We start from the raw sequence: 20,418 nt of genomic DNA, 5'->3' as shown, positions 1-20,418 counted from the left end.
AAAAGAAGCCCCCGTCCAGCCCGTTGCGTCCCCTATCCGCAGTGGGTTGGGCGGGGGCTTTTTTACTTAACCGTAATGTGAGCCTCGACGCGGACGATCAAGATATTCGTCATCGTTAACTGAATCATCGTTCGCAAGAACAATCTGTAGCGGTGACGGCTTAAAGGCGACGGCCAATAACTGTTGTGCCCATTCACTTGGCGCCGCCGACGCCTCTGAAAACAGCGATTGCTGAGGCAAAGTGAATGTTTGCTGGAGTGATTGAAAAGATATCTGCGCATTATCCCCCGGGACGTTCATCGCCACATTGGCCGGCGTATTCAACATCCTGTACTGCACACGCGTCTGCGCTTCCGAGATTTCCATGACGTTACCCATCGCGGTACTGGCTGCACCCAGTAATTGGGCCGCGGGATGGGCTGCATGCTTCAACAGTTGTCCACCGGTCTTGAAGGTCTTCGCCACAGCATCGCGCCTGCCGGCAAGAACCTGCGGGTCTTCGGTCGGACTGTTGAAGGCAACCGACATCGGGCCCATTATCCGACTGGTGTTCTGCTCCCCGATAATCTTGCTCATGCCCGCAGAGAGCAGCTCACCGGAGTGATAAAGAACGGGCCCTGATGGCGAAGCGGTCTGTGTTCTGACCGCCGCCCTCACATGGGCTTCATGAGTATTGAGCAGAGAGTCGCTCTTGGCTCCCAGCTTTGCCAACTCATCGGGAATGGCCTGACGGTAGGCCTGTACTCGGGGGTCATTACTGGCTTCAAAATAGTTGCGCACCGGCTGCATTCCGGCAGCTTGCAGCGGATTGACCAGTTTTTGCTCGGCAAGCTCGTGATAAACCCGATCACCGTTTTTGTTGCCTGGCTTGCGCCCGTCCCTGTCGGAATAGACGATGGGGTTGTTGCGCATTGCCCGGTAACGGTTATGCCCGTCTATGGCACCGGCAGGATCAGGATTCAACCAGCGTTGCAACCACGGCATGTAATAACGGAAACCATAGTAGTACAGACCCGTTGCATCGCGCTCCTTGCCCGAGTAACGCACGGTTTTGTAACTGATGTCGCTTTCCTCACTCCACGCGGTCGCCCCGAATGGATAGAAATGCTCGCGGCTGATCAGTTGCGCATCTGCCGTCAGTTCCAGACTGATCGATCCCAGATGATCATTGAAACTGTAGCGATACTGATCGTTAACGCCTGCCGGCGGAGGGCTCTCCCAGTGCAGGACGCGAATACTGTTCAGGCCGGTCTGCACTGTGATGACCTGTAATGCCTCACCGGTGCCGCTCTCCGTGCGCAATTCCAGTGCCGGCAGATAACGCACCTGCGAGACCACGCTACGAGCATGGGTCTGCAACGTACGCATCTTGCTCACGCGCTCGCCGTTACCGTTGTAGAAAAATATTTCGCCATCATCCGCGTGCGTATCGCGCCGCACTGCCGTCACCGATTGCAGCTGATTACGTAGATTCCACTGCAACCGCCGCCCTTGATCCAGCAGCAGTAAATTGCCGCGAGCGTCGAATGCAGCGGCAATCTCTACCTCATCGGGCGGCACGCCATTACGCCACGGCAGGCAACGATTACTGTAGCGGGCAGCCTGCAGATCATGACCTGGGCTTTGTGCCCCCACGTGGATCAACTTGAGCAAATTACCGCCAGCGTCATAACGGTAACGTTGCGAGTAATTGGCGATCGCTGTCGGGCCGCCATCACCCGCCCCCGCCTCCCAGCCGCTGGCCTCGCTCAGTTGGTAGAGGCTGTCGTAGGTGAAGCGGCTGATCGGTACGATGCGCTGGTTGGCGAAGTAGCGCACGGGCAGCGCACGGTCTTCGATGCTCAGCACATTGCCTGTCCGGTCGTATTGGTACAGCAGATGCTGCAAGACCACGCCCTGACCGGTTTCGGCGTGACGCATCATCAGACGCCCATCCTCTTCACGGTAGGTCAGCGTTGTCAGCACGCCATTGCCTGCCAGTTCCTGCGTGACCTGCCCTTCTGCGTTGTAGTGAATATCGCTGACCACCGCCCGCCGCTCAGTCTGATGGCTCAACTGCAGATGGCGGGCGCGCAAGCCTCCATCGAGGGTCAACTCACTGACATGCCGGTTACCCCTCGCATCGATCTGCTCGAGCACCGCCCCGAGGGGCCCGTAACGCCAATGGGTCGTTGCGCCCTCACCGGGTTCGAGCAAACGCTGGCGCTCATCGATTGGCTCAGGCCAATCCGGGGAGACGGCTTCAAGGGTGAAATGCCGGGTATTTTCAGTGTTCTCCCCAGTGATCGCGAAGGCCTCGAACAGCACGTTTCCCGCCGGATCATCGTGACGAATCAATTGGCCAAGCTGATTACGCGCCTGATCGGCATCACCCGGCTGACCATATACAAAACGCTCGGCGCAACGGCGTGGTTGCAGCTCGCCAGCTTCGAACACCGCCGTCGGCCGCAGTAACAGGTCATGCTCAATGTCCCGGCGGGTGCCTCGGCTGTCCCAATCCATCAATGTCTCTGAACCCCGACCGAGCAGACTGATCTGCACCCCGGCGTCGACGTTGTTCGAGCGCAGAACCTGCCCGTTCAATGTGTAAACCGCGCTCAGGTTTGGCGGTGCCAGCGGATCATCGCTTTGCTGCGCCCATAATCGCGGGTCCCACTGCGTCACCGCGCGACCCGCCGCGTCGTGGGCAGTGCGATGGATGCGCGGTTCAGGTGCTTGATTAACATCGCAACGCCAGTAATCGACCCTGCGAACGGCCAGCCCGCGTGGGTCGTTTACTGCCAGCACCGGTGTTTTGCTGAACATGTCCATGTAGCTCCCCGCACGATAACCGCGTTCTCTGCGCCTGCAATGATCTGAGCAGACGCTCGGCGATGTGCCTACTGTCAGAAATTACAGTTCCGACCAACGGTTAAATCCCGTGCGCAACGCATGTCCATTGCGCTGGGCCTTCGGTAGGATGGTGCGCACGAACTCACGGAGCGTTCCAACATGTTCATCGGCATTCTGCTGGTCATCACCTGGTTGATCCTGCTGTTGCGCTATCCGGCCAAGGCCTTGCCGGTTTCGGTGGCGGCGGCGATTGGCCTGGGTTTTGTAGCCATGTGGGTGGTGTGGCTGGACAACCGCGAGATCAAACAACTTGCGCGCCTTGAGATGCGTATCGCTTACGCTCCGGAGCAATGCCCGGCCGATCGTCCGCTGCAACTGAAAATGAAAAACGGCAACGACGTGCCCCTGACCGAACTGCGCTGGCGCATCGCAGCCTATGCGCCGGGGGATACGGTTAATCTGGCCGACAACCAATACACCGCGCCACGCTATCGTGGCCCCGGCGAACTGCAGGCCGGCGGTGACTGGGAAGACTGCCTGCCCATGCCACCGTTGCGCCCCGGTTATCGCCCGCAAACCCTGGAGTTTCGCGCCGAGCGTTTGCAGGGCAGTTTCTCCGACTGATCCCCTTCCCCACTCTTTTTGCACAAGGAATGCGCCATGCCCGTTGCGTTGATTACCGGTTGTTCCAGCGGCATCGGCCGTGCCCTAGCCGATGCGTTCAAAGCCGCCGGTTTCGAAGTCTGGGCCAGTGCACGCAAGGCTGAAGATGTGGCGTTGCTGGCGTCTGCCGGGTTCACCGCCGTGCAACTCGACGTCAATGACAATGTGGCGCTGGAGCAGCTTGGCGAACGGATCAACCAGCAACACGGCGGCCTCGATGTGCTGATCAACAATGCCGGTTACGGCGCCATGGGGCCGCTGCTCGATGGCGGTGTGGCGGCCATGCAGCGCCAGTTCGAAACCAATGTGTTTTCGATCATCGGTGTCACTCGCGCGTTGTTTCCGGTGCTGCGCCGGGCCAAGGGTCTGGTGGTGAATATCGGCAGTGTGTCGGGTGTGCTGGTCACGCCGTTTGCCGGTGCTTACTGCGCTTCGAAAGCAGCCGTACACGCGTTGAGTGATGCCTTGCGCATGGAGTTGGCGCCGTTTGGTATTCGCGTCATGGAGGTTCAACCGGGGGCGATTCAATCGAGTTTTGCCAAGAACGCCGGGCATGAAGCCGAGCAGTTGATCAATGAAAAATCACCGTGGTTTCCACTGCGCGAAGGCATCCGGGCACGGGCCAAGGCGTCGCAAGACAAGCCGACGCCGGCCAGTGAGTTTGCGGCTGTGTTGCTCAAGGCTGTGCAGCAGAGCAAACCGCCACGCTTGATCCGCATCGGCAATGGCAGCCGCGCGTTGCCGTTGTTGGCGACGTTGTTGCCAAAGGGCTTGCTGGAATCGACGTTGATGAAGCGGTTCGGGCTGCGTGGGAAGCTCTGATTCACTTCGGTGAAATTGCCAAATCAGCCGATCAACGTAGAATGCGCCGCACTTGAAGCAGTCAATGCTTCAAGTGAACCGGATAGCGTATGGAATCGCTGGCGCACGCACCGAAGCAAGGGAATTGCTGAACACTGATATCCCCCTCCCCCGGCCTTTCTTTGCGGAAACGTCGCTGCTTTGTTTGCCTGCCTGACGTCGCCCTGCGTACGCTTCAATTCAGATCAGGACCAACTTTTGAAAGTTCTCAACGTATTGCCTGTGGCATTGCTCGCATGGCTAGCGGGCTGTTCCACTCAAGAAGTGCCCCTCAACGACACCCTGCCGAAATTGACCGCGCAAGCGCTCTTGCCAGCCGTCACTGCAAACGAATACTGCAATCCGCAGATGGACAGCGACATTCTGTTTGGCACAGGTTTGCTGATGTTCGAAGACGGATCACGCGATGTCGCTCAGACTTGCCTGGTCATGGCAGCGCCGAAACACCCTCGGGCGTTTTGCTACCTGTCCAGAATGGTGATGCAGTCCGGTGACCTGAGCAAAAACAAAGACCTGGTCTTCAACTACACGGGTTATGCGGCAAAGCAAAATGACTGGTGCGCGGAGTACGGCATGTACGATATGTACAGTTCCGGCACTCTCGGGGCGAAGAAAGATGCCGCACTTGCCATGCGTTGGCTGCTGCGCTCCTCGCAACACGGTTATCCCGATGCCCGGAAGCAACTGATCAAGCATTACGAAGAACAGGGCAATCTGGCCGAAGCATACGCGTGGAGCAAATTCCTCACCGACGCAGAGGACGCCCGCATCGGTGCCACACTCAAAACCCGGATGTCTGCGGCGCAAATTGCCGAGGCCGACAAACGCTACAACGAGCTCGTCCCCCAGGTCGCCAGCAAGGCTGCCTTGGATGCCGAAGAACGGGCAGAGGACGTCGCCCGCTACTCCGCCCAGATCTATCAGGATTATCCGGATACCTTCAAGGGCCTGACGTCCGCCGAACGTTATGCCTACATGAGTCAGTCGATCGGCGATGCCATGGACCTGCCATTCATCAGGAACCGTGATCATGTATTGATTTACATCGTGATCAATCGCGCCGCTCAGTTGAAAAAACCTGACGCAAACATCGCCAATGACCAGCGGATTGTCACCCTGATTGAAGACAAACGGTTAACAGTCGATGAGACCATCGTGTCTGGACTGCGGGTGGTCAAAGCGTTTTACCGATAACTCCGATCGCGAGCAGGCTCGCTCCTACAGAGGATCTTCGGTGCGACACCGATCCGATGCAGCAGTGAGCCCTGCTCGCGATTCAGTCAACGCGGTCGGTCAGTTATCCACAGCTTCCTGCTTCACCACCACCGTGCAAGTAATCCCTGCCGCCAACAGAACGCCTTCCGGCACTTCATCAATGTGAATCCGCACCGGCACTCGCTGCGCCAGCCGCACCCAGTTGAACGTCGGGTTCACATCGGCGATCAGCTCGCGGCTTTCCGGGTTGTCGCGATCATAGATGCCACGAGAAATGCTTTCCACGTGGCCCTTCAAGACTTCGCCGCTCATTAACTGCATGTCGGCCTTGTCGCCGACTTTCACGTGGGGCAGTTTGGTCTCTTCGAAGAAGCCATAAACCCAGAACGAGTTCATGTCGACCACGGCCATTTTCGCTTCGCCGATGCGCGCATAGTCACCGCGATGCACATTCAGGTTGGTGACGTAGCCGTCGACCGCCGCGCGCACTTCGGTGCGTTTGAGGTTGAGTTCGGCGGCTTCCAGTTGCGCCTGGGCGTGTTGATAATCGGCCAGTGCGGCGTCGGCGATGTTGCTGGCGTCGTCGCGGTTTTCCTTGGAGATCACCAGATTGTCGAGATCGGCGCGGCGGTGGGCGTTGACCTTGCGCATCTCCCACGTCGACTTGCGCGAAGCGACCAGCGACTGCGCCTGTTTCACCGCGATGCGGTAATGCTCGGGGTCGATCTGCATGAGCAAATCGCCCTTCTTCACTAACTGGTTGTCACGCACCGGCACGTCGATCACTTCACCGGTAACGTCGGCGGCGACGTTGATGATGTCGGCACGCACGCGACCGTCGCGGGTCCACGGCGTGTTCATGTAGTGCTCCCACAACGTGCGGCCGATCCACAGCGCCAGGGCCAGCACCAGCAGGGTCGCGAGCAGGCTGAAAAACTTTTTCATCACGATGTTCTCAACGGTAGACAGTCAGCGCCATGGCGCCGAACAGACAGGTAAACAGACTCAGACGCAACAGCGCCGGGTGCCAGAAAAAGCGGTACAGGTCGAACCCGGACAAGAACCGATCCACCGCCCAGGCCAGCGCCGCAGCGATGAAAAACATCAGGGTCATGGTCGGCATGTACACGCCGTGGAAAGCGATTTCACGAGGCATGGGCAAGTCCTTCGGGCTTGGCGATGGCGTAGGCAGCGAGCGGTGACTGCGGGTCGAGCAGCGAGGTACGGATGAAGTGCAGATAGCTCTTCACCCGGCGCAATGCCGAGGTATCGAAGTGTGGGGCGAACGGCTCATCGGTCGCGGCGACTCGACTGATCGCATGGTCGACCGCTATCAGCGCACGTTCGAGATTGCTGGTGTTCGGTTGCAGAAACAGTCGCACCAACGCGCGGCCCATCACGCGGATCGCCTGGCGCCACGGCTGCGATTCGGCATAGGCCGGGTGTACCGGCAAAATCGCCTGTTCCTTGCGCAACTCGATGATCGCGTGACCGACTTCCAGGACCACAAACATCCAGCGCAGCAGATTCTTTTGCACCTTCGGCTCACCCGCCGCGAGCCCGTAGGCCTGATGCAGCAAATCGCGAGTACGACTCTCGAAACTCGAGGCCAGACCTTTGAGTTTGCCGCTGATCGCGTAGACGACTTGGCCGCGCAGATCCTGCTCCAGACGTTTCCATAACCAGCGACTGTTCGGCGGCAGAATAATCGCCCCGGCAGCGGCACAGACCAGCATGCCCATGACCATGGCGATGTAGTCGTTGATGAAGGTGTAAGGGTTGTAGATCGTCAGGTTGTCTGGCACCGAACCGGTGCTGAAGAAGATCAGCAAACCGAGGCCGACACCGGCGTATTGCGGCCGCGACGTGAGGAATGAGCCGAGCACGATCACCGGCGCGAGCATCACGCACAGCAGCGGGAAACCGTCGATCCACGGGAAGATGAAAAACATCTCGACGAAGCCGATCAGCGCGCCGAGGAAGGTGCCGCACGCCATTTGGAATGCCATGCGTTTCGGGTTTGGCGTGGCGGCCGAAAGGCCCACGGTGGCGGCGGCAATCAGGGTCATCGTCGCGCCGCTTGGCCATGCGGTGGCAACCCAGTAACTGCCCAGCACGATGAGAATGAACGAAGCGCGAATGCCCGACGCAGCGGCGGCCCACCAGTTGGTTTGCGGGGTGAAAGGTTCGTCCCAGCGCTCGCGTTCGTGGCGGTGATCGGCCAGCGAAGCGTGGGTCTGTGCATAACTGTGCAGGTCGTCGACGAAGCGGTAGAGCAGTTCGTAGGCGGTGTGGAAATCCAGTTGTTCGGCGTCGCTTGGATCGGTGTCCTGGAAGATGGCTCGCAAGCTTCGAACCCGTGCCGGCAGGCCTTCCTTGTAAGTCGCCAGCGCAGTCGCCAAACGGCCGGCATCGGGGCTGGTCAGCGCGCGGCCGCTGAAGCCGTCGAGCACTTCGGCAAGATCCTGCAGGCCCGGTCTGATCGCCGCGACAACGTGCTCTTCGCCATTGACGCGCAGGCGTTCGAGCAATTGATGAAGGGCGTTGAAGCGTGTGGTGATGCCCATGAATTCGCTGTTCAAACGACTCAGGCGACCGTTACGCCGGCGCATGTGCGGGTCTTCGAACACGGTCACGCTGCGCAGCCCTTCGAGGCCCACGGCTTCAGCGATGAAGCGCACGTTGCTCGACTCGAAAGACTCGGCCTTGCTGCGCCCGCGCAAGCCATCGGTAACGAACAATGCGAACACGCCGAAACGCTGATACAGGGCATTGCGCATGGCGGCGCTGGCGGTTTGCGGCAAGATCGCGGCGCTTATCAGGGTCGAGCAGAGAATCCCCAACGAGATCTCCAGCACGCGCCAGACTGCCGCCATGAACGCGCCGTCCGGGTGCGCCAGCGCGGGCAAACCGACCATCGCCGCGGTGTAACCGGCGAGGACAAAACCGTAGGCGCGGAAGTTGCGGCAACGTGCGGCGCCGGCCGAGCAGATGCCGACCCAGATCGCCAGCGAGCCAAGGAACAGTTCGGTGTTCTGCGCAAACAACGCGATCAGCGTGACCATCATTGCCGACCCGGCCAGGGTGCCGAGAAAGCGATAGAAGCTCTTGGCGAACACCTGGCCGCTCTGCGGCTGCATGACGATGAACACGGTGATCATCGCGGTGCGCGGTTGCGGCAATTCCAGACGCATGGCCAGCCACAGGGTGAGGAACGCGGCGAGCAACACCTTGAAAATGTAGACCCAGGTCACGCCATCGCTGCGCGCCCAGTCGAAGAAACCCCGGCGCCATTCCAGGGAGTAGAGCCAGCGCAGGGGTGCGGGCAAGGGAGTCATGAATTCTGCTCAGAAAAAACGGGTCGGACCGGGACCCTGTGGGAGCGAGCTTGCTCGCGAATGCGGTGAGTCAGTCAACCAATGTGCTGGCTGACACGCCCTCTTCGCGAGCAAGCTCGCTCCCACAGGTTGTGTGTTCAATGCAGGAGAACCGGGGTTTTCGGGGCCTTGGTATTCTCGGCGGTCGGTACGTCGTTGCCAGCCCCGAGGCCACCACCCAACGCCGTCACCAACTCGGCATGCGCACTCAACCGCGCCGCCTGCACCTGCTGCTGCACCTGCTGCTGTTTGAACAGCAACGTCTGCGCATTAAGCACGTTGAGGTAATCGGTGAGGCCGCGTTGGTAAGCGATCATTGCGATGTCGTAAGTCTTCTGCGCCGTCGCCACTGATTCGGCGGCGAAGCCTTGCTGCTTGTCCATCGATTCGCGGCGGATCAACTGGTCGGAGATGTTCTTCAGCGCATTCACCAGCGTCTGGTTGTAATGCGCCACGGCAATGTCATAACCGGCGGAAGCCTCGCCCAATTCGGAGCGCAAACGCCCTCCGTCAAAGATTGGCAGCGAAATCGCCGGGCCGACGTTGTAGTTGAGTTTCTTGCCGGTCAAAAACTCCAGCGCGCCACCGCCGGTGGCCATGTAACCGAGGCTGCCGACCAGATCGACGTTGGGGTAAAACCCGGCATGCGCGACATCAATCCCACGCGCCTGCGCCGCCACTTGCCAGCGACTGGCGACCACGTCCGGACGCTGGCCGAGCAGTTCAGCGGGCAATGCCGACGGCAGTTTCAGCGCAGCACCGAGGGACAGAGTCGGACGCTGCAACTGCGCACCCGCCCCCGGACCTTTACCCGCCAGCGCTGCAAGTTGATTGCGACTGAGGGCAATCTCCTCATCCAGTGCATCGATTTGCCGATGGGTTTCCGGCAACGGTGTTTCCGCCTGACTGACTTCAAAGTGCGTGCCGATCCCGCCGTTCAAACGCTTCTGCGCCAGATCGAGAATCTGCTGTTGCTGCTTGAGCGTCGCCGCAACGATGTCGCGCTGGGCGTAATGCAGCGACAGTTCGATGTAGGCGCGAACGATGTTGTTCTGCAATTCCAGCTGCGCCAGCCGCGCCTCAGCGGCGCTCATGTGCGCCAGATCCACCGCACGTTCGCTGGCGTTGCTTTCACGGCCCCAAAGGTCGAGGGCGTAGCTGAAACCCAATGCGGCGTTGTTGTCCCAGGTGGTGGTGTTGGCCAGCTCGCCGGGGCCGTAGAACTGATCGGTCGGCCAGTTGTGCCGCTTGAGCGTCGACTCGCCATTGATCTGCAATGACTCGGCGGATTCGGCGACGCCAGCCATGGCTTTGGCCTGTCGCACTCGCGCGGCGGCCATGGCCATGGTCGGGCTGCCTTGCACAGCGAGGTCGATCCAGCGATTGAGTTGCGGGTCGCCGTAGGCTTGCCACCATTGTGCAGTAGGCCAATTGGCGTCACGGACGGCGTGGGCGATGGCATCGTCGGTGGCCAGTGAATTGGCCTCCAATGCCTTGCCCTGCGGGGCGATTCCCTCCGTTGAGATGCAGCCGCCAAGACCCAGGGTAAAAGCCAGAACACTGAGCGGCAAAAGCGCTCTGTTGATGCGACGCGGCACAGCTGCGAATTCCTGAGAGAGGGGTAGATCGAGGACCCGTGCGGGAGCTGCCGCAGGCTGCGATCTTTTGATCTTGATTCCCTTAAAACAAAATCAAAAGATCGCAGCCTTTGGCAGCTCCTACCGGGATCGGCGCAATTCTAGGGGGCGCCCTCAATGGCGATAAGCTGGGAATTCTGTGAATCTTTGTTACGGTTAACGAGATAATCCCTTGGTCGGGGGTCTCGCCCCTGAAACTTCGTGTCACAATTTGCCATCTCCCTTGAGAGCACCCCATGGACACTTTGCAAAACATGCGCGCCTTCAGTTGCGTGGCCGAAGCCGGCAGCTTCACCGCCGCCGCCGTGCAACTCGACACCACCACCGCCAACGTCTCGCGCGCGGTCTCCAACCTGGAAGCCCACCTGCAAACCCGCTTGCTCAACCGCACCACGCGGCGCATCGCCCTGACCGAAGCGGGCAAACGCTACCTGCTGCGCTGCGAACAGATTCTGGCCTACGTCGAAGAGGCCGAAGCCGAGGCCAGCGACGCCCACGCGCGCCCGGCCGGGCAATTGAAAGTGCACACCATGACCGGCATCGGCCAGCACTTCGTCATCGACGCCATCGCCCGTTACCGCAAGACTCACCCCGACGTCACCTTCGACCTGACGCTGGCCAACCGCGTACCGGACCTGCTCGACGAGGGCTACGACGTATCCATCGTACTCGCCAGCGAACTGCCGGACTCCGGCTTCGTCTCGCAACGCCTGGGCATCACCTACAGCATCGTCTGCGCCTCGCCGGCCTACGTGAAAGCCAACGGCGCCGCGCAAAAGCCCAGTGACCTGCTCAACCACGCCTGCCTGCGCCTGGTCAGCCCGGTGATCCCCCTGGAGAAGTGGGCGTTCGACGGCCCGGAAGGCCAGGAAATGGTCACCATCAACAGTTCGCCGTTTCTGGTGAACTCCGCCGACGCGATGAAAACCGCGATCACCAGTGGCATGGGCGTGGGCGTGTTGCCGGTGTATGCGGCGATCGAAGGTTTGCGTAACGGCACGCTGGTGCGGGTCATGCCGAACTACCGCTCGCAAGAGCTGAACCTGTATGCGATCTACCCGTCGCGGCAATATCTGGATGCGAAGATCAAGACGTGGGTTGAATATTTGCGTGGGTCGTTGCCGGAAATTCTTGCGGCGCATCAGGCCGAATTGGCCGCCTACGAATTAAGCAGCAGCCTCGCTGGCGTGCGTGTTGCCAACTGATTTTCAACACACCACGGAATTTGTAGGAGCCGCCGCAGGCTGCGATCTTTTGATCTTGCTGTTTAAAAATCAACAGATCGCAGCCTACGGCAGCTCCTACGAAAACGGCGATTTCGCGGATGTTTCCGACAGGTTTTGACGGTTGTTCGTCGGAAGTGCGGTGGCTAGGATTTGGGTGTCGCTGACGAATCAGCGACCGGACTTGGTCGTCCGGGTTTAGAATGGCGCACTTTTCAGCTTGCCTAATGGCGAACTGTGCGAGGGAGGGCTTTGGCCCTGCCGGGTTTCCATTCCCTGGTCGACCAACCCGCGTACAGTTCGCCACCCTACTGCTTGGTCGCAGTACGTGACGAACTCCACATCCCGAATGGAGTTTCACAATGTTCAAACCAACGCCTAATCCACCCGAAACCGACGACACCACCCCCTACGAATTCCCCGGCTCAAAGAAATTCCACGAAGCCGCCGAACGCGCCCTCGACCACTACCTCAAACCCAACGCCCTCACCCTGCGCTTCCACAAACCCAGCACCATGTTTCAGGTCGCCCCCGATCAGGACAGCGAAAGCCTGCTGGTCCACGCCTGCGAATCACTGGCACAAGCCAGCCTGATGACCAGCGACATCGCCGCCTACATCGACCTGCCGCAACGGCGCACGATTCTGGCGATTCAGCAAATCATCATGCTCGCCGAACTGGCAGTGAACCGCGTGCTGGATAACCACGAAATCCCCCAATCCCCGGCACACAGCTAAAAGCCCCTCACCCTAGCCCTCTCCCAAAGGGAGAGGGGACTGATCGAAGTGTTTGGGTGAGTTACGCCGACGTGAAATACCGAGTCGAACTCAGGTTCTGAAAGGCCCAAAAATCGGTTCCCTCGCCCCGGGGAGAAGGCGGGAGAGCATCTGCCCCACGCCTCCCCCCCCTACGGACGAAGATTCAACTTTGACGTACTCAATCAACTCTGAAGAGTTATGGTTGATAAACCAACTATAGCCAAATGGCATAGCCAACCTGTCAGATCTGACAGTACCTTTTTTTCTGCTTCAAGCGAACAATACCGGTGCAGCCCCCCTAAAAGTTGAAGGAACAAGACATGACCATTACAAAAGATACATTTGAAGGACGTAACGAGTCAGGGACCGGTTTTATCACCGCCAGAATCAAAGATTACTTCACGGATCAATTTGAAGGAAAACCCAGCATCTTTGTGAGTGATGGAGAGTTGGTGGCATTAAAGGCGATTTATCAAAAATCCACGACCACCTCATTTTCAATTTACTTGATATTTGATGCAAACATCGAGAAAGGGAAACATTTCTTCACGGAGGAATTTCCGTGCCCGTTTAGCTTTTCGTATAAAGAATCCAATTATACAAAAGGGTATAGCAGCATTGAAGATGCAGGCTCAATCGACGTAGAAGAGTTCGACATTGCCCAGGGTATTTTCAAAGCCACCTTCAACTTCACGTTTAAGGACTTCGACAATAACAATAAGAAGCACCAGATTCATGATGGTCAGATTGATGTCCAAGGCCTTGAGATTATCGAGGGGTGAAGGCACTGGCCGCTCAGATTGCAAGGTCTGACTAAAGTGCAGGCACGAGCGGGTATCCGCTAAAGTTGCTTGCCAAATTGGTGGTGAATCGCATGCTGGATAACCACGCCCCCCCAATTCCCGTCACGCAGCTAAAAGCCCCTCACCCTAACCCTCTCCCGGAGGGAGAGGGGACTGATCGAGGTGATTGCGAGAGATACGCCGACGTGAAATATCGAGTTGAATGCAAATTTTGAGAGGCCCACCATCGGCTCCCTCTCCCTCGGGAGAGGGCTGGGGTGAGGGGAAAATCCACCATAAATCCAAAGCCAAACACCCGCGCTCTTCACCACTCAATAGGCCGAGTGTCAGCTCGCCTGCTCTTGATCTTGATCTTGATCTTGATCCAGGGGCGACGTCGGAAGGCTGAGCGCAGGGATTGATCCGGGGGTGGGAGCGCAGCGACCGTTTGGCGCAGCCAAACACAGCGAGAGGAGGTGCAGCGAAGCAAACCGTAGGCGCTGCGCCCGGATCGATCCGCAGCGAAGGAACCCCGAGCCCCAGCGAGCGGGCCGCACGTAGGAGCAAGCGTTTTTTGCTTACTTTTTTTGGCGTTTGAAAAAAAGTGAGTCGCCGTAAGGGCGAACCCCTAAGCCGCCGTTACCGCAGCAACGGATATACACCCAAAACCCCAAGAGCATGGTCGGCCCAAAGGCCGCCAAGACACCCCAAAACAAAAATGTTAGCGTGCTTGGTATCAAGCCCGAACAAGAGCCAAAAACGATGAAAAAGACTGTCCTGGCCTTCAGCCGCATCACCCCGCCCATGATCGAACGCCTGCAACAAGAATTCGACGTCATCGTCCCCAACCCAAAAGCCGGCGACATCAACGCCCAATTCAATGAAGCCCTGCCCCACGCCCACGGCCTCATCGGCGTCGGCCGCAAACTCGGCCAGGCCCAACTCGAAACCGCAACAAAACTCGAAGTGGTCTCAAGCGTCTCCGTCGGCTACGACAACTACGACCTCGACTACTTCAACGAACGCGGGATCATGCTCACCAACACCCCGGATGTGCTCACCGAAAGCACCGCCGACCTCGCCTTCGCCCTGATCATGAGCAGCGCCCGCCGCGTCGCCGAACTCGACGCCTGGACCAAGGCCGGGCAATGGCAAGCCAGCGTAGGCGCCCCGCTGTTCGGTTGTGACGTCCACGGCAAAACCCTCGGCATTGTCGGCATGGGCAACATCGGCGCCGCCGTCGCCCGCCGTGGCCGCTTCGGTTTCAACATGCCGATCATCTACAGCGGCAACAGCCGCAAGACCGACCTTGAACAAGAACTCGGCGCACAATTTCGCAGCCTCGATCAACTGCTCGCCGAAGCCGATTTCGTCTGCCTGGTGGTGCCGCTCAGCGACAAGACCCACCACCTCATCAGCCACCGCGAACTGGCCCTGATGAAACCAGGCGCCATCCTGGTCAACATCTCCCGTGGCCCGGTCGTCGATGAACCGGCCCTGATCGAAGCCCTGCAAAACAAGCGGATTCGCGGCGCCGGTCTGGACGTTTATGAAAAGGAACCGCTGGCCGAATCACCGCTGTTCCAGTTGAGTAACGCCGTGACCCTGCCGCACATTGGCTCGGCGACGAATGAAACCCGTGAAGCCATGGCCAATCGTGCACTGACCAACCTGCGCAGCGCCCTGCTCGGCGAGCGCCCGCAGGACTTGGTCAACCCGCAAGTCTGGCGCGGATAAAAAGCCACGGGCAAGTGCGCTATCGCACTTGCCCGCTAGTTACGCCTTACACAACTTGAAATCGAACAACAAAGCCAATTAAACAACAGCATTATAAGCTCTGCCTGCCTGTCGAATAATCGACAAACGCTATGGAGAGCCAATACCTTGAACACCCTGACAACCGACAAACTCATTCGTTACAGCAAAGTCATATTGATGGCTTACATCAGCTTCTTTGGCGTGCTGGTGATGATCCACAACTTCACCGACTATGATTCAAACTACACTTATGTGGCGCACATCCTGAGCATGGACACCACCACCGCCAGTGAAACCATCAAGTACCGAGCCATTGAATCACCGATGATTCATCACCGGATCTACTGGTTCATCATCACACTGGAAGTCACGTATACCGTGTTGTGCCTGATCGGCACCTATCAGCTGTATCGCAACATCAACGCCTGCGCAGAAGTATTCCACGAGGCAAAAAAGTTCTCGATCATGGGCATACTGGCGGCCATCTTCATTTATTACGTGTGCCTGCAAACTGTGGGAGTGGAATGGTTTGATATGGACACTTCGCAATCATGGAACGCCAAGGACTGGGCGCGACATATCGTTGATTTCATCTTCCCGGTGATGATTTACATCACCTTGAAAGTCGAGCGCTGACGTTCAGCGCTCGTTTATTTCAAGCCAACTTTTCCTGCACTGGCGTTACCACCACTTTCGGTTTACGAAACACCAGCACATTACCCAGCATCACCAATACCAGACCGACCAGCGCTGGCGCTGTCCACTGATAACCTTCGGCAAACGCCGAGACGTTCAGCGCCACCACTGGAAACAACACCGTGCAGTAAGCCGCCCGCTCCGGCCCCATGCGCCCGACCAGTGTCAGATACGCGGTGAAACCGATCACCGAACCAGGGATCACCAAATACAGCAACGCACCGACATAACGCGGGCTCCAATCCATGTCGAACGCAATACCTTTGACCAGACACCACACCGACAGCATCGCCGCACCGTAGGCCATGCCCCAGGCGTTGGTGGTCAGCGGCTTCAGGCCGGCCTTCTGCTGCAGACTCGAGAGCATGTTGCCCGCCGAGAAACACAACGTGCCGCACAACGCCAGGCCGAGGCCGAGCAAGGTCTGCGGGCTGGCCTGATGCCCGGCCAATTCCGGCCAGAACAACATGCCCAGGCCGAACAACCCAAGTGCACCGCCCATCAGCACATTGCGCGCAATGCGCTGACCGAAAAACACCCGCGCATTCAGCGCATTCCAAAGGGTGGCGGTAGAGAACACCACCGCGACCAGGCCGCTGGGGATCCACTGACTGGCGGTCAGGAAGCACATGAAATTGACGCAGAACAAACACAACCCTTGAGCCACGCAGATCAAATGCCCACGGCGGTTCATCGGTTGCAGCCGGCGACTGAGCAGCAACCACGCAAACAGCACCAGCGCGGCGAGGCCGAAGCGATAGACGATCGACACCGCAATCGCCACCACGCCCAGTTGCCATTTCAGGGCAATCCACGTCGTGCCCCAGATCAGCACGGTCAGCAAATACAACGACAGGTTCATGGCACACACTCCTCGATAGGCCTTGAGTATCTGCCCACGGTCGCCCTGCGCACTTGCAGAATCTTGCGCTTTTGTCTGGCGGCAGGCTGGCAGCGCGGCGCCTACGGAGTAGGATGCAAGGCGTTGAAGAGAACCGACCATGGCCGCCATCGATACCCTGCAAGTCTTTCAAGCGTTGAACAGCTCGCCGAACGCACGTCTTCTGCACAGCGCCGAGCTCGGTGACGGCTTGTCTGCCGCTTTGTGGACCAACCACCACGATGCGCAGGATTATGAAGCGCCGAGCCACCACACCCTGTCCTGCTACATCGCTGGTGGTACCGGCACATTCCGTCGCGATCAACCCGGTCAAAAAGGCGGGCCGGACAAGCTGTGCATCCTGCCGGCCGATCACGAGTCAGGCTGGGTGATCAACGGTGATATCCGCTTGGCGCACCTGTATTTCAGCGCCGAACAATTTGCCCTTGGTTGCGTCACGCTGCTTGATCGCGAACCGCGCGAGATGCAATTGCGCGAGCAGACCTTCCTCGAAGACCCACAGCAGGCGCAGCGCTTTCGGCAGTTGCTGAGCCTGAACTGGGACGAACCCGCCGAACGCTTGCTGACCAGCAGCCTCGCCCATGAATTGATCAGCCACACCTTGCTCAGCCAGGTGGGCGCGCGTCAGGGTTTGCGTTTTAAGGGCGGACTGGCGCCGCACCAGCGGCGGCAATTGGTGGAGTTTATCGACACTCAACTGGCCGAGCCGATCAGCCTCGGACAATTGGCCGGGTTGTGCGCGCTGTCGGAATACCACTTTGCGCGAATGTTTCGCACGAGTTTCGGCCTGCCGCCGCACCAGTACGTGTTGGCGCGGCGCTTGAGCCGGGCGCGGGAGTTGTTGCGCGGGACGGCGTTGCCGCTGGGCGAGATTGCGCTGGCGTGCGGGTTTGCCAGCGCGAGTCATTTCACTAATCGGTTCAAGCAGGTGTTGGGCGGGACGCCGGGGGAATATCGGCAGGCGTTTTTGCGTTGAGCCCTTTTCCCCTCACCCCAGCCCTCTCCCAAAGGGAGAGGGGGCCGACCGAGGTGTCTGGCGTTGTACATCGACCTGAATAACCGGGTCGATTATGGATTCGGTAAAGATCGATCACGTCGGCGGAGCTTTCCAATATCCCCCAATCAGTCCCCTCTCCCTCGGGGAGAGGGTTAGGGTGAGGGGCTTTTGATCTTGCGTTAAAACTCCAAAGTACTGGACAACGAAACCTGCCGCGAATCCCCCATCGACACAAAAAACCGGCTCGCCGCCGAGGTGTAGTACGTGCGATCAAACAGGTTCTTCAAATTGAGCTGAAACTTGACCCTCTGCCCCTCGACTTTGGTGTCATAAGTAGCAAACGCATCAGCCACGGTATAACTCGGCAAATCGAAATCGTTGACCGCGTTACCGGCACGCTCACCGACATAACGCGCTCCAGCCCCTACGCGCAATTGATCGCCGCCGATCACGCTGCCGAAGTCATACACAGCTGACAACGAACCGGAATTCTTCGCCACGTTCTGCAGACGCTTGCCTTTGTAGTCAGGGTCTTCGGTCACTTCGGCATCGGTGTAGGCGTAGCTGCCGATCATGCTCCAGCGGTCGCTCAACTGACCGGTCAGGTCCATTTCCAGGCCTCGCGAACGCACCTCACCGGCCGCACTGTAAATCGTCGTCGGACCTTCGGAATTGGCAACCAGCACATTACGCTTCTTGATGTCGAACAACGCGATGTTGCCGGTGACGCGGCCCGGCATGTCCAGGCGCGCGCCCAGTTCCCACGACTTGGCCTCTTCCGGCGCGATGCTGCCGTCGAGCACGGTGCTGCTACCGCTCAGCGGGGCGATGGTCGAGTTGGGTTTGAACGATTCGGTGTAGCTGCCATAGAACGACAAGGCGTCGGTGTAGCGATACACCAGACCGGCGCGCGGCACCCATTTCTGGCCGTTGCTGTCGGTGTTGGCCTTGAACGGCACGCCTTTGCCGGCGTACTGGTCGTACGCCTGGAAGCGTCCGCCGGCGACCAGAATCCACTGCTCGTTAAGGTGAATCGAGTCCTGCATGAACACCGAATCGCTGCGCAGTTCATCGGTCTGCGCGCTGTCGGGGGCGCTGACGGTCGTGCCGGCGATTTCGCGACCGTACACCGGATTGAGGTAGCTGAACGTGGTCAGGCTTTTCTGCCGGATCAAGTCCTCGCGATAGATCTTGCGGTACTCGTCATCGACGCCGAACACCAGATCATGCTGCATACCCAGCATGTTGACCTTGCCTTCGAGGCTGGCGGTGGTGAACCGGTCGGTGCTGATCGCATTCTGGGTGCCGTCCATGCTGCGGGTCAGCGTGCCTTTTTTGGTGTCGATGGCGGTCACGCGAACCTGGCTGGCGTCGTAGGTTTCGCGGTTCCAGCTGTAACCGAAGTGCGCCTTCCAGTCGTCGTTGAGGTCATGATCGGCTTCAAAGCGATACAGATCCGAACGGCCTTCCATGTTGTTGAACGGCTCGTCGAGGCGTTCTTTACGCGAGATGTCCAACGGGTGATTGGTCCGAGGATCGATCAGCGTGCCACGGTCGAACGGCGTAAGAAATTCGCGGTGCTCGTAGGCGAACAACAGCTGGGTGCTTTCGCCGAACCAGGCCAGCGACGGTGCGATCAGGGTTTCACGGTGGGTACCGAAGTTGCGCCAGTAATCTTCGTCTTCGTGGTCGAGCACCATGCGATAGGCCAGCCCGGAATCGCCCAGCGGGCCGGTGCTGTCGAAGGTGCCGCCGCTGCCATACTTGCCGTCGCCGTAGGTCGAGCCGCGCAGGGTCAACGCATTGTATTGCGTCAGCTCAGGCTTCTTGCTGACCAGGTTGACCACGCCACCCGGGTCTTGAATGCCGTACAGCAACGAGGCCGGGCCTTTGAGCACTTCAACACGATCGACGGTGGCGTTCATACCGCGCCCCTGCACGATCGGCATGCCGTCGCGCATGATCGAGCCGTTGCGGTTGTCACCGAAACCGCGGGTCATCACCGAATCCTGAGTGCTGCCCAAGGTGTTGCCTTGGGTGATGCCGCTGACATTGGCCAGTGCATCATCGAGATTGCGGGGCGCCTGATCGCGGATGACCTGCGCCGGGATGACATTGACGGTCTGCGGGATTTCCTGAAGCGAAGCTGAGGAACGCATCACCGAACTGGTTTCCGGTGGTTGATAGCTCATCGACTCGTCGCGCGTCGAGGTGATGGTGGTGGCGCCGAGGTTCAACGCGCCTTCGGTGGGTTTGGGTTCCAGTGCCAGCGTGTGGCTATCGGTGCGGCGGAAGTTGAGGCCAGAGCCACTGAGCAAGCGTTGCAGTGCCTGTTCGGCACTCATCTGGCCATTGACTGCCGGCGCGGTGAGGCCGTAAGGCGCTTCGTCGGTGTAGACCACGCTTTGCCCGGTGACGCGGCTGAAGTCGCTCAAGGCCTGCGGCAGCGGTTTGGCGGCCAGGGAAAAATTGAACTGTTTTTGCGCCTGGCTGCTGCCGGTATCGGCGCCGAGCGCCACGCTCATTGGCAACAAAGCCAATGCCGAAAAGCTCAATGCCGACACGCTTAACCACTGTTTGACCGAACCCGATTTTGCCCTGGACTTCATGACTCAATGACCTGTGTAGAACCGCAACGGATGCGAATGACTCGCAGTTTCAGTCACTACACGGATGGGGCTCGGGTTTACCTCACCACAAATCTGAAAATATTTTTGC

16 protein-coding genes are annotated in these 20,418 nt (G+C 58.9%); 9 read left to right on the top strand and 7 right to left on the bottom strand.

Annotation, left to right across the window (positions count from 1 at the left end; genetic code table 11):
- Positions 1 to 66 precede the first annotated feature (66 nt).
- Positions 67 to 2,811 carry an RHS repeat domain-containing protein gene (locus tag ACZ0A4_RS29155; RefSeq protein WP_463577446.1) on the bottom strand — a complete coding sequence of 915 codons (2,745 nt, stop codon included), beginning with the start codon at positions 2,809 to 2,811 and terminating at the stop codon, positions 67 to 69.
- 180 nt (positions 2,812 to 2,991) lie between these two features.
- Between ACZ0A4_RS29155 and ACZ0A4_RS29150 the strand changes: the two genes are divergently transcribed.
- The 3 genes from ACZ0A4_RS29150 (at position 2,992) to ACZ0A4_RS29140 (ending at position 5,550) form a co-directional block, all read left to right on the top strand.
- Positions 2,992 to 3,456 (top strand): multidrug transporter, encoded by a 465-nt coding sequence (locus tag ACZ0A4_RS29150; RefSeq protein ID WP_123451836.1) that lies wholly within the window; start codon positions 2,992 to 2,994, stop codon positions 3,454 to 3,456.
- 36 nt (positions 3,457 to 3,492) lie between these two features.
- The gene (locus ACZ0A4_RS29145) at positions 3,493 to 4,317 is read left to right on the top strand and encodes an SDR family oxidoreductase (RefSeq protein WP_463577444.1); all 825 of its coding nucleotides are present in this window, start codon (positions 3,493 to 3,495) and stop codon (positions 4,315 to 4,317) included.
- Between the two features lie 180 nt (positions 4,318 to 4,497).
- Positions 4,498 to 5,550: an SEL1-like repeat protein gene (locus ACZ0A4_RS29140; RefSeq protein ID WP_463577442.1), complete on the top strand. Its 1,053-nt coding sequence runs from the start codon at positions 4,498 to 4,500 to the stop codon at positions 5,548 to 5,550.
- Positions 5,551 to 5,649: 99 nt separating this feature from the next.
- Here the strand turns inward: ACZ0A4_RS29140 and ACZ0A4_RS29135 are convergent, their stop codons facing one another.
- The 4 genes from ACZ0A4_RS29135 to ACZ0A4_RS29120 form a co-directional block, all read right to left on the bottom strand.
- Positions 5,650 to 6,516: an efflux RND transporter periplasmic adaptor subunit gene (locus ACZ0A4_RS29135; protein ID WP_034154554.1), complete on the bottom strand. Its 867-nt coding sequence runs from the start codon at positions 6,514 to 6,516 to the stop codon at positions 5,650 to 5,652.
- Positions 6,517 to 6,526: 10 nt separating this feature from the next.
- Positions 6,527 to 6,727, bottom strand: coding sequence for a DUF1656 domain-containing protein (locus ACZ0A4_RS29130; protein WP_007914106.1), 201 nt, complete (start codon positions 6,725 to 6,727; stop codon positions 6,527 to 6,529).
- Positions 6,717 to 8,909, bottom strand: coding sequence for an FUSC family protein (locus ACZ0A4_RS29125; protein WP_463577440.1), 2,193 nt, complete (start codon positions 8,907 to 8,909; stop codon positions 6,717 to 6,719). Before ACZ0A4_RS29125 ends, ACZ0A4_RS29130 begins: the two co-directional genes overlap by 11 nt.
- 137 nt (positions 8,910 to 9,046) lie before the next feature.
- The gene (locus ACZ0A4_RS29120; RefSeq protein ID WP_463577439.1) at positions 9,047 to 10,546 is read right to left on the bottom strand and encodes an efflux transporter outer membrane subunit; all 1,500 of its coding nucleotides are present in this window, start codon (positions 10,544 to 10,546) and stop codon (positions 9,047 to 9,049) included.
- Between the two features lie 275 nt (positions 10,547 to 10,821).
- Between ACZ0A4_RS29120 and ACZ0A4_RS29115 the strand changes: the two genes are divergently transcribed.
- From ACZ0A4_RS29115 to ACZ0A4_RS29095, 5 genes are all read left to right on the top strand, one after another.
- Positions 10,822 to 11,790 (top strand): LysR family transcriptional regulator, encoded by a 969-nt coding sequence (locus tag ACZ0A4_RS29115; protein WP_186624965.1) that lies wholly within the window; start codon positions 10,822 to 10,824, stop codon positions 11,788 to 11,790.
- 380 nt (positions 11,791 to 12,170) lie between these two features.
- Positions 12,171 to 12,545, top strand: coding sequence for a DUF6124 family protein (locus ACZ0A4_RS29110; protein WP_463577437.1), 375 nt, complete (start codon positions 12,171 to 12,173; stop codon positions 12,543 to 12,545).
- A gap of 341 nt (positions 12,546 to 12,886) precedes the next feature.
- On the top strand, positions 12,887 to 13,348 hold the full coding sequence (locus ACZ0A4_RS29105; RefSeq protein ID WP_463577436.1) for a hypothetical protein: 462 nt from the start codon (positions 12,887 to 12,889) through the stop codon (positions 13,346 to 13,348).
- 762 nt (positions 13,349 to 14,110) lie between these two features.
- Positions 14,111 to 15,085: a 2-hydroxyacid dehydrogenase gene (locus ACZ0A4_RS29100; protein ID WP_463577434.1), complete on the top strand. Its 975-nt coding sequence runs from the start codon at positions 14,111 to 14,113 to the stop codon at positions 15,083 to 15,085.
- A gap of 147 nt (positions 15,086 to 15,232) precedes the next feature.
- A complete protein-coding gene (locus tag ACZ0A4_RS29095; protein ID WP_397483059.1) occupies positions 15,233 to 15,742 on the top strand; it encodes a DUF2165 family protein in 510 nt (169 codons plus the stop codon).
- A gap of 19 nt (positions 15,743 to 15,761) precedes the next feature.
- Here the strand turns inward: ACZ0A4_RS29095 and ACZ0A4_RS29090 are convergent, their stop codons facing one another.
- Positions 15,762 to 16,664 (bottom strand): DMT family transporter, encoded by a 903-nt coding sequence (locus tag ACZ0A4_RS29090; RefSeq protein WP_463577432.1) that lies wholly within the window; start codon positions 16,662 to 16,664, stop codon positions 15,762 to 15,764.
- Positions 16,665 to 16,803: 139 nt separating this feature from the next.
- Here ACZ0A4_RS29090 and ACZ0A4_RS29085 point away from each other — a divergent pair, with 139 nt between their 5' ends.
- On the top strand, positions 16,804 to 17,679 hold the full coding sequence (locus ACZ0A4_RS29085; RefSeq protein WP_463577430.1) for an AraC family transcriptional regulator: 876 nt from the start codon (positions 16,804 to 16,806) through the stop codon (positions 17,677 to 17,679).
- A 200-nt stretch (positions 17,680 to 17,879) separates the two neighbouring features.
- Here ACZ0A4_RS29085 and ACZ0A4_RS29080 read toward each other — a convergent pair whose 3' ends face one another.
- Positions 17,880 to 20,309, bottom strand: a complete 2,430-nt coding sequence (locus ACZ0A4_RS29080) for a TonB-dependent siderophore receptor (protein ID WP_463577428.1) — start codon at positions 20,307 to 20,309, stop codon at positions 17,880 to 17,882.
- Between the last annotated feature and the right edge of the window lie 109 nt (positions 20,310 to 20,418).

The sequence above is a fragment of the Pseudomonas sp. AC172 genome (assembly GCF_979258595.1).
Note: the sequence above shows the minus strand (reverse complement) of the source record. Positions and strands in the feature narration are given on the sequence as shown.

What these genes read in the sequence shown, in the direction of transcription:
- ACZ0A4_RS29155 (WP_463577446.1), bottom strand. Translation starts at nt 2,811, where the DNA reads ATGGACATGTTCAGCAAAACACCGGTGCTGGCAGTAAACGACCCACGC.
- ACZ0A4_RS29150 (WP_123451836.1), top strand. Translation starts at nt 2,992, where the DNA reads ATGTTCATCGGCATTCTGCTGGTCATCACCTGGTTGATCCTGCTGTTG.
- ACZ0A4_RS29145 (WP_463577444.1), top strand. Translation starts at nt 3,493, where the DNA reads ATGCCCGTTGCGTTGATTACCGGTTGTTCCAGCGGCATCGGCCGTGCC.
- ACZ0A4_RS29135 (WP_034154554.1), bottom strand. Translation starts at nt 6,516, where the DNA reads ATGAAAAAGTTTTTCAGCCTGCTCGCGACCCTGCTGGTGCTGGCCCTG.
- ACZ0A4_RS29130 (WP_007914106.1), bottom strand. Translation starts at nt 6,727, where the DNA reads ATGCCTCGTGAAATCGCTTTCCACGGCGTGTACATGCCGACCATGACC.
- ACZ0A4_RS29125 (WP_463577440.1), bottom strand. Translation starts at nt 8,909, where the DNA reads ATGACTCCCTTGCCCGCACCCCTGCGCTGGCTCTACTCCCTGGAATGG.
- ACZ0A4_RS29115 (WP_186624965.1), top strand. Translation starts at nt 10,822, where the DNA reads ATGGACACTTTGCAAAACATGCGCGCCTTCAGTTGCGTGGCCGAAGCC.
- ACZ0A4_RS29110 (WP_463577437.1), top strand. Translation starts at nt 12,171, where the DNA reads ATGTTCAAACCAACGCCTAATCCACCCGAAACCGACGACACCACCCCC.
- ACZ0A4_RS29105 (WP_463577436.1), top strand. Translation starts at nt 12,887, where the DNA reads ATGACCATTACAAAAGATACATTTGAAGGACGTAACGAGTCAGGGACC.
- ACZ0A4_RS29100 (WP_463577434.1), top strand. Translation starts at nt 14,111, where the DNA reads ATGAAAAAGACTGTCCTGGCCTTCAGCCGCATCACCCCGCCCATGATC.
- ACZ0A4_RS29090 (WP_463577432.1), bottom strand. Translation starts at nt 16,664, where the DNA reads ATGAACCTGTCGTTGTATTTGCTGACCGTGCTGATCTGGGGCACGACG.
- ACZ0A4_RS29085 (WP_463577430.1), top strand. Translation starts at nt 16,804, where the DNA reads ATGGCCGCCATCGATACCCTGCAAGTCTTTCAAGCGTTGAACAGCTCG.
- ACZ0A4_RS29080 (WP_463577428.1), bottom strand. Translation starts at nt 20,309, where the DNA reads ATGAAGTCCAGGGCAAAATCGGGTTCGGTCAAACAGTGGTTAAGCGTG.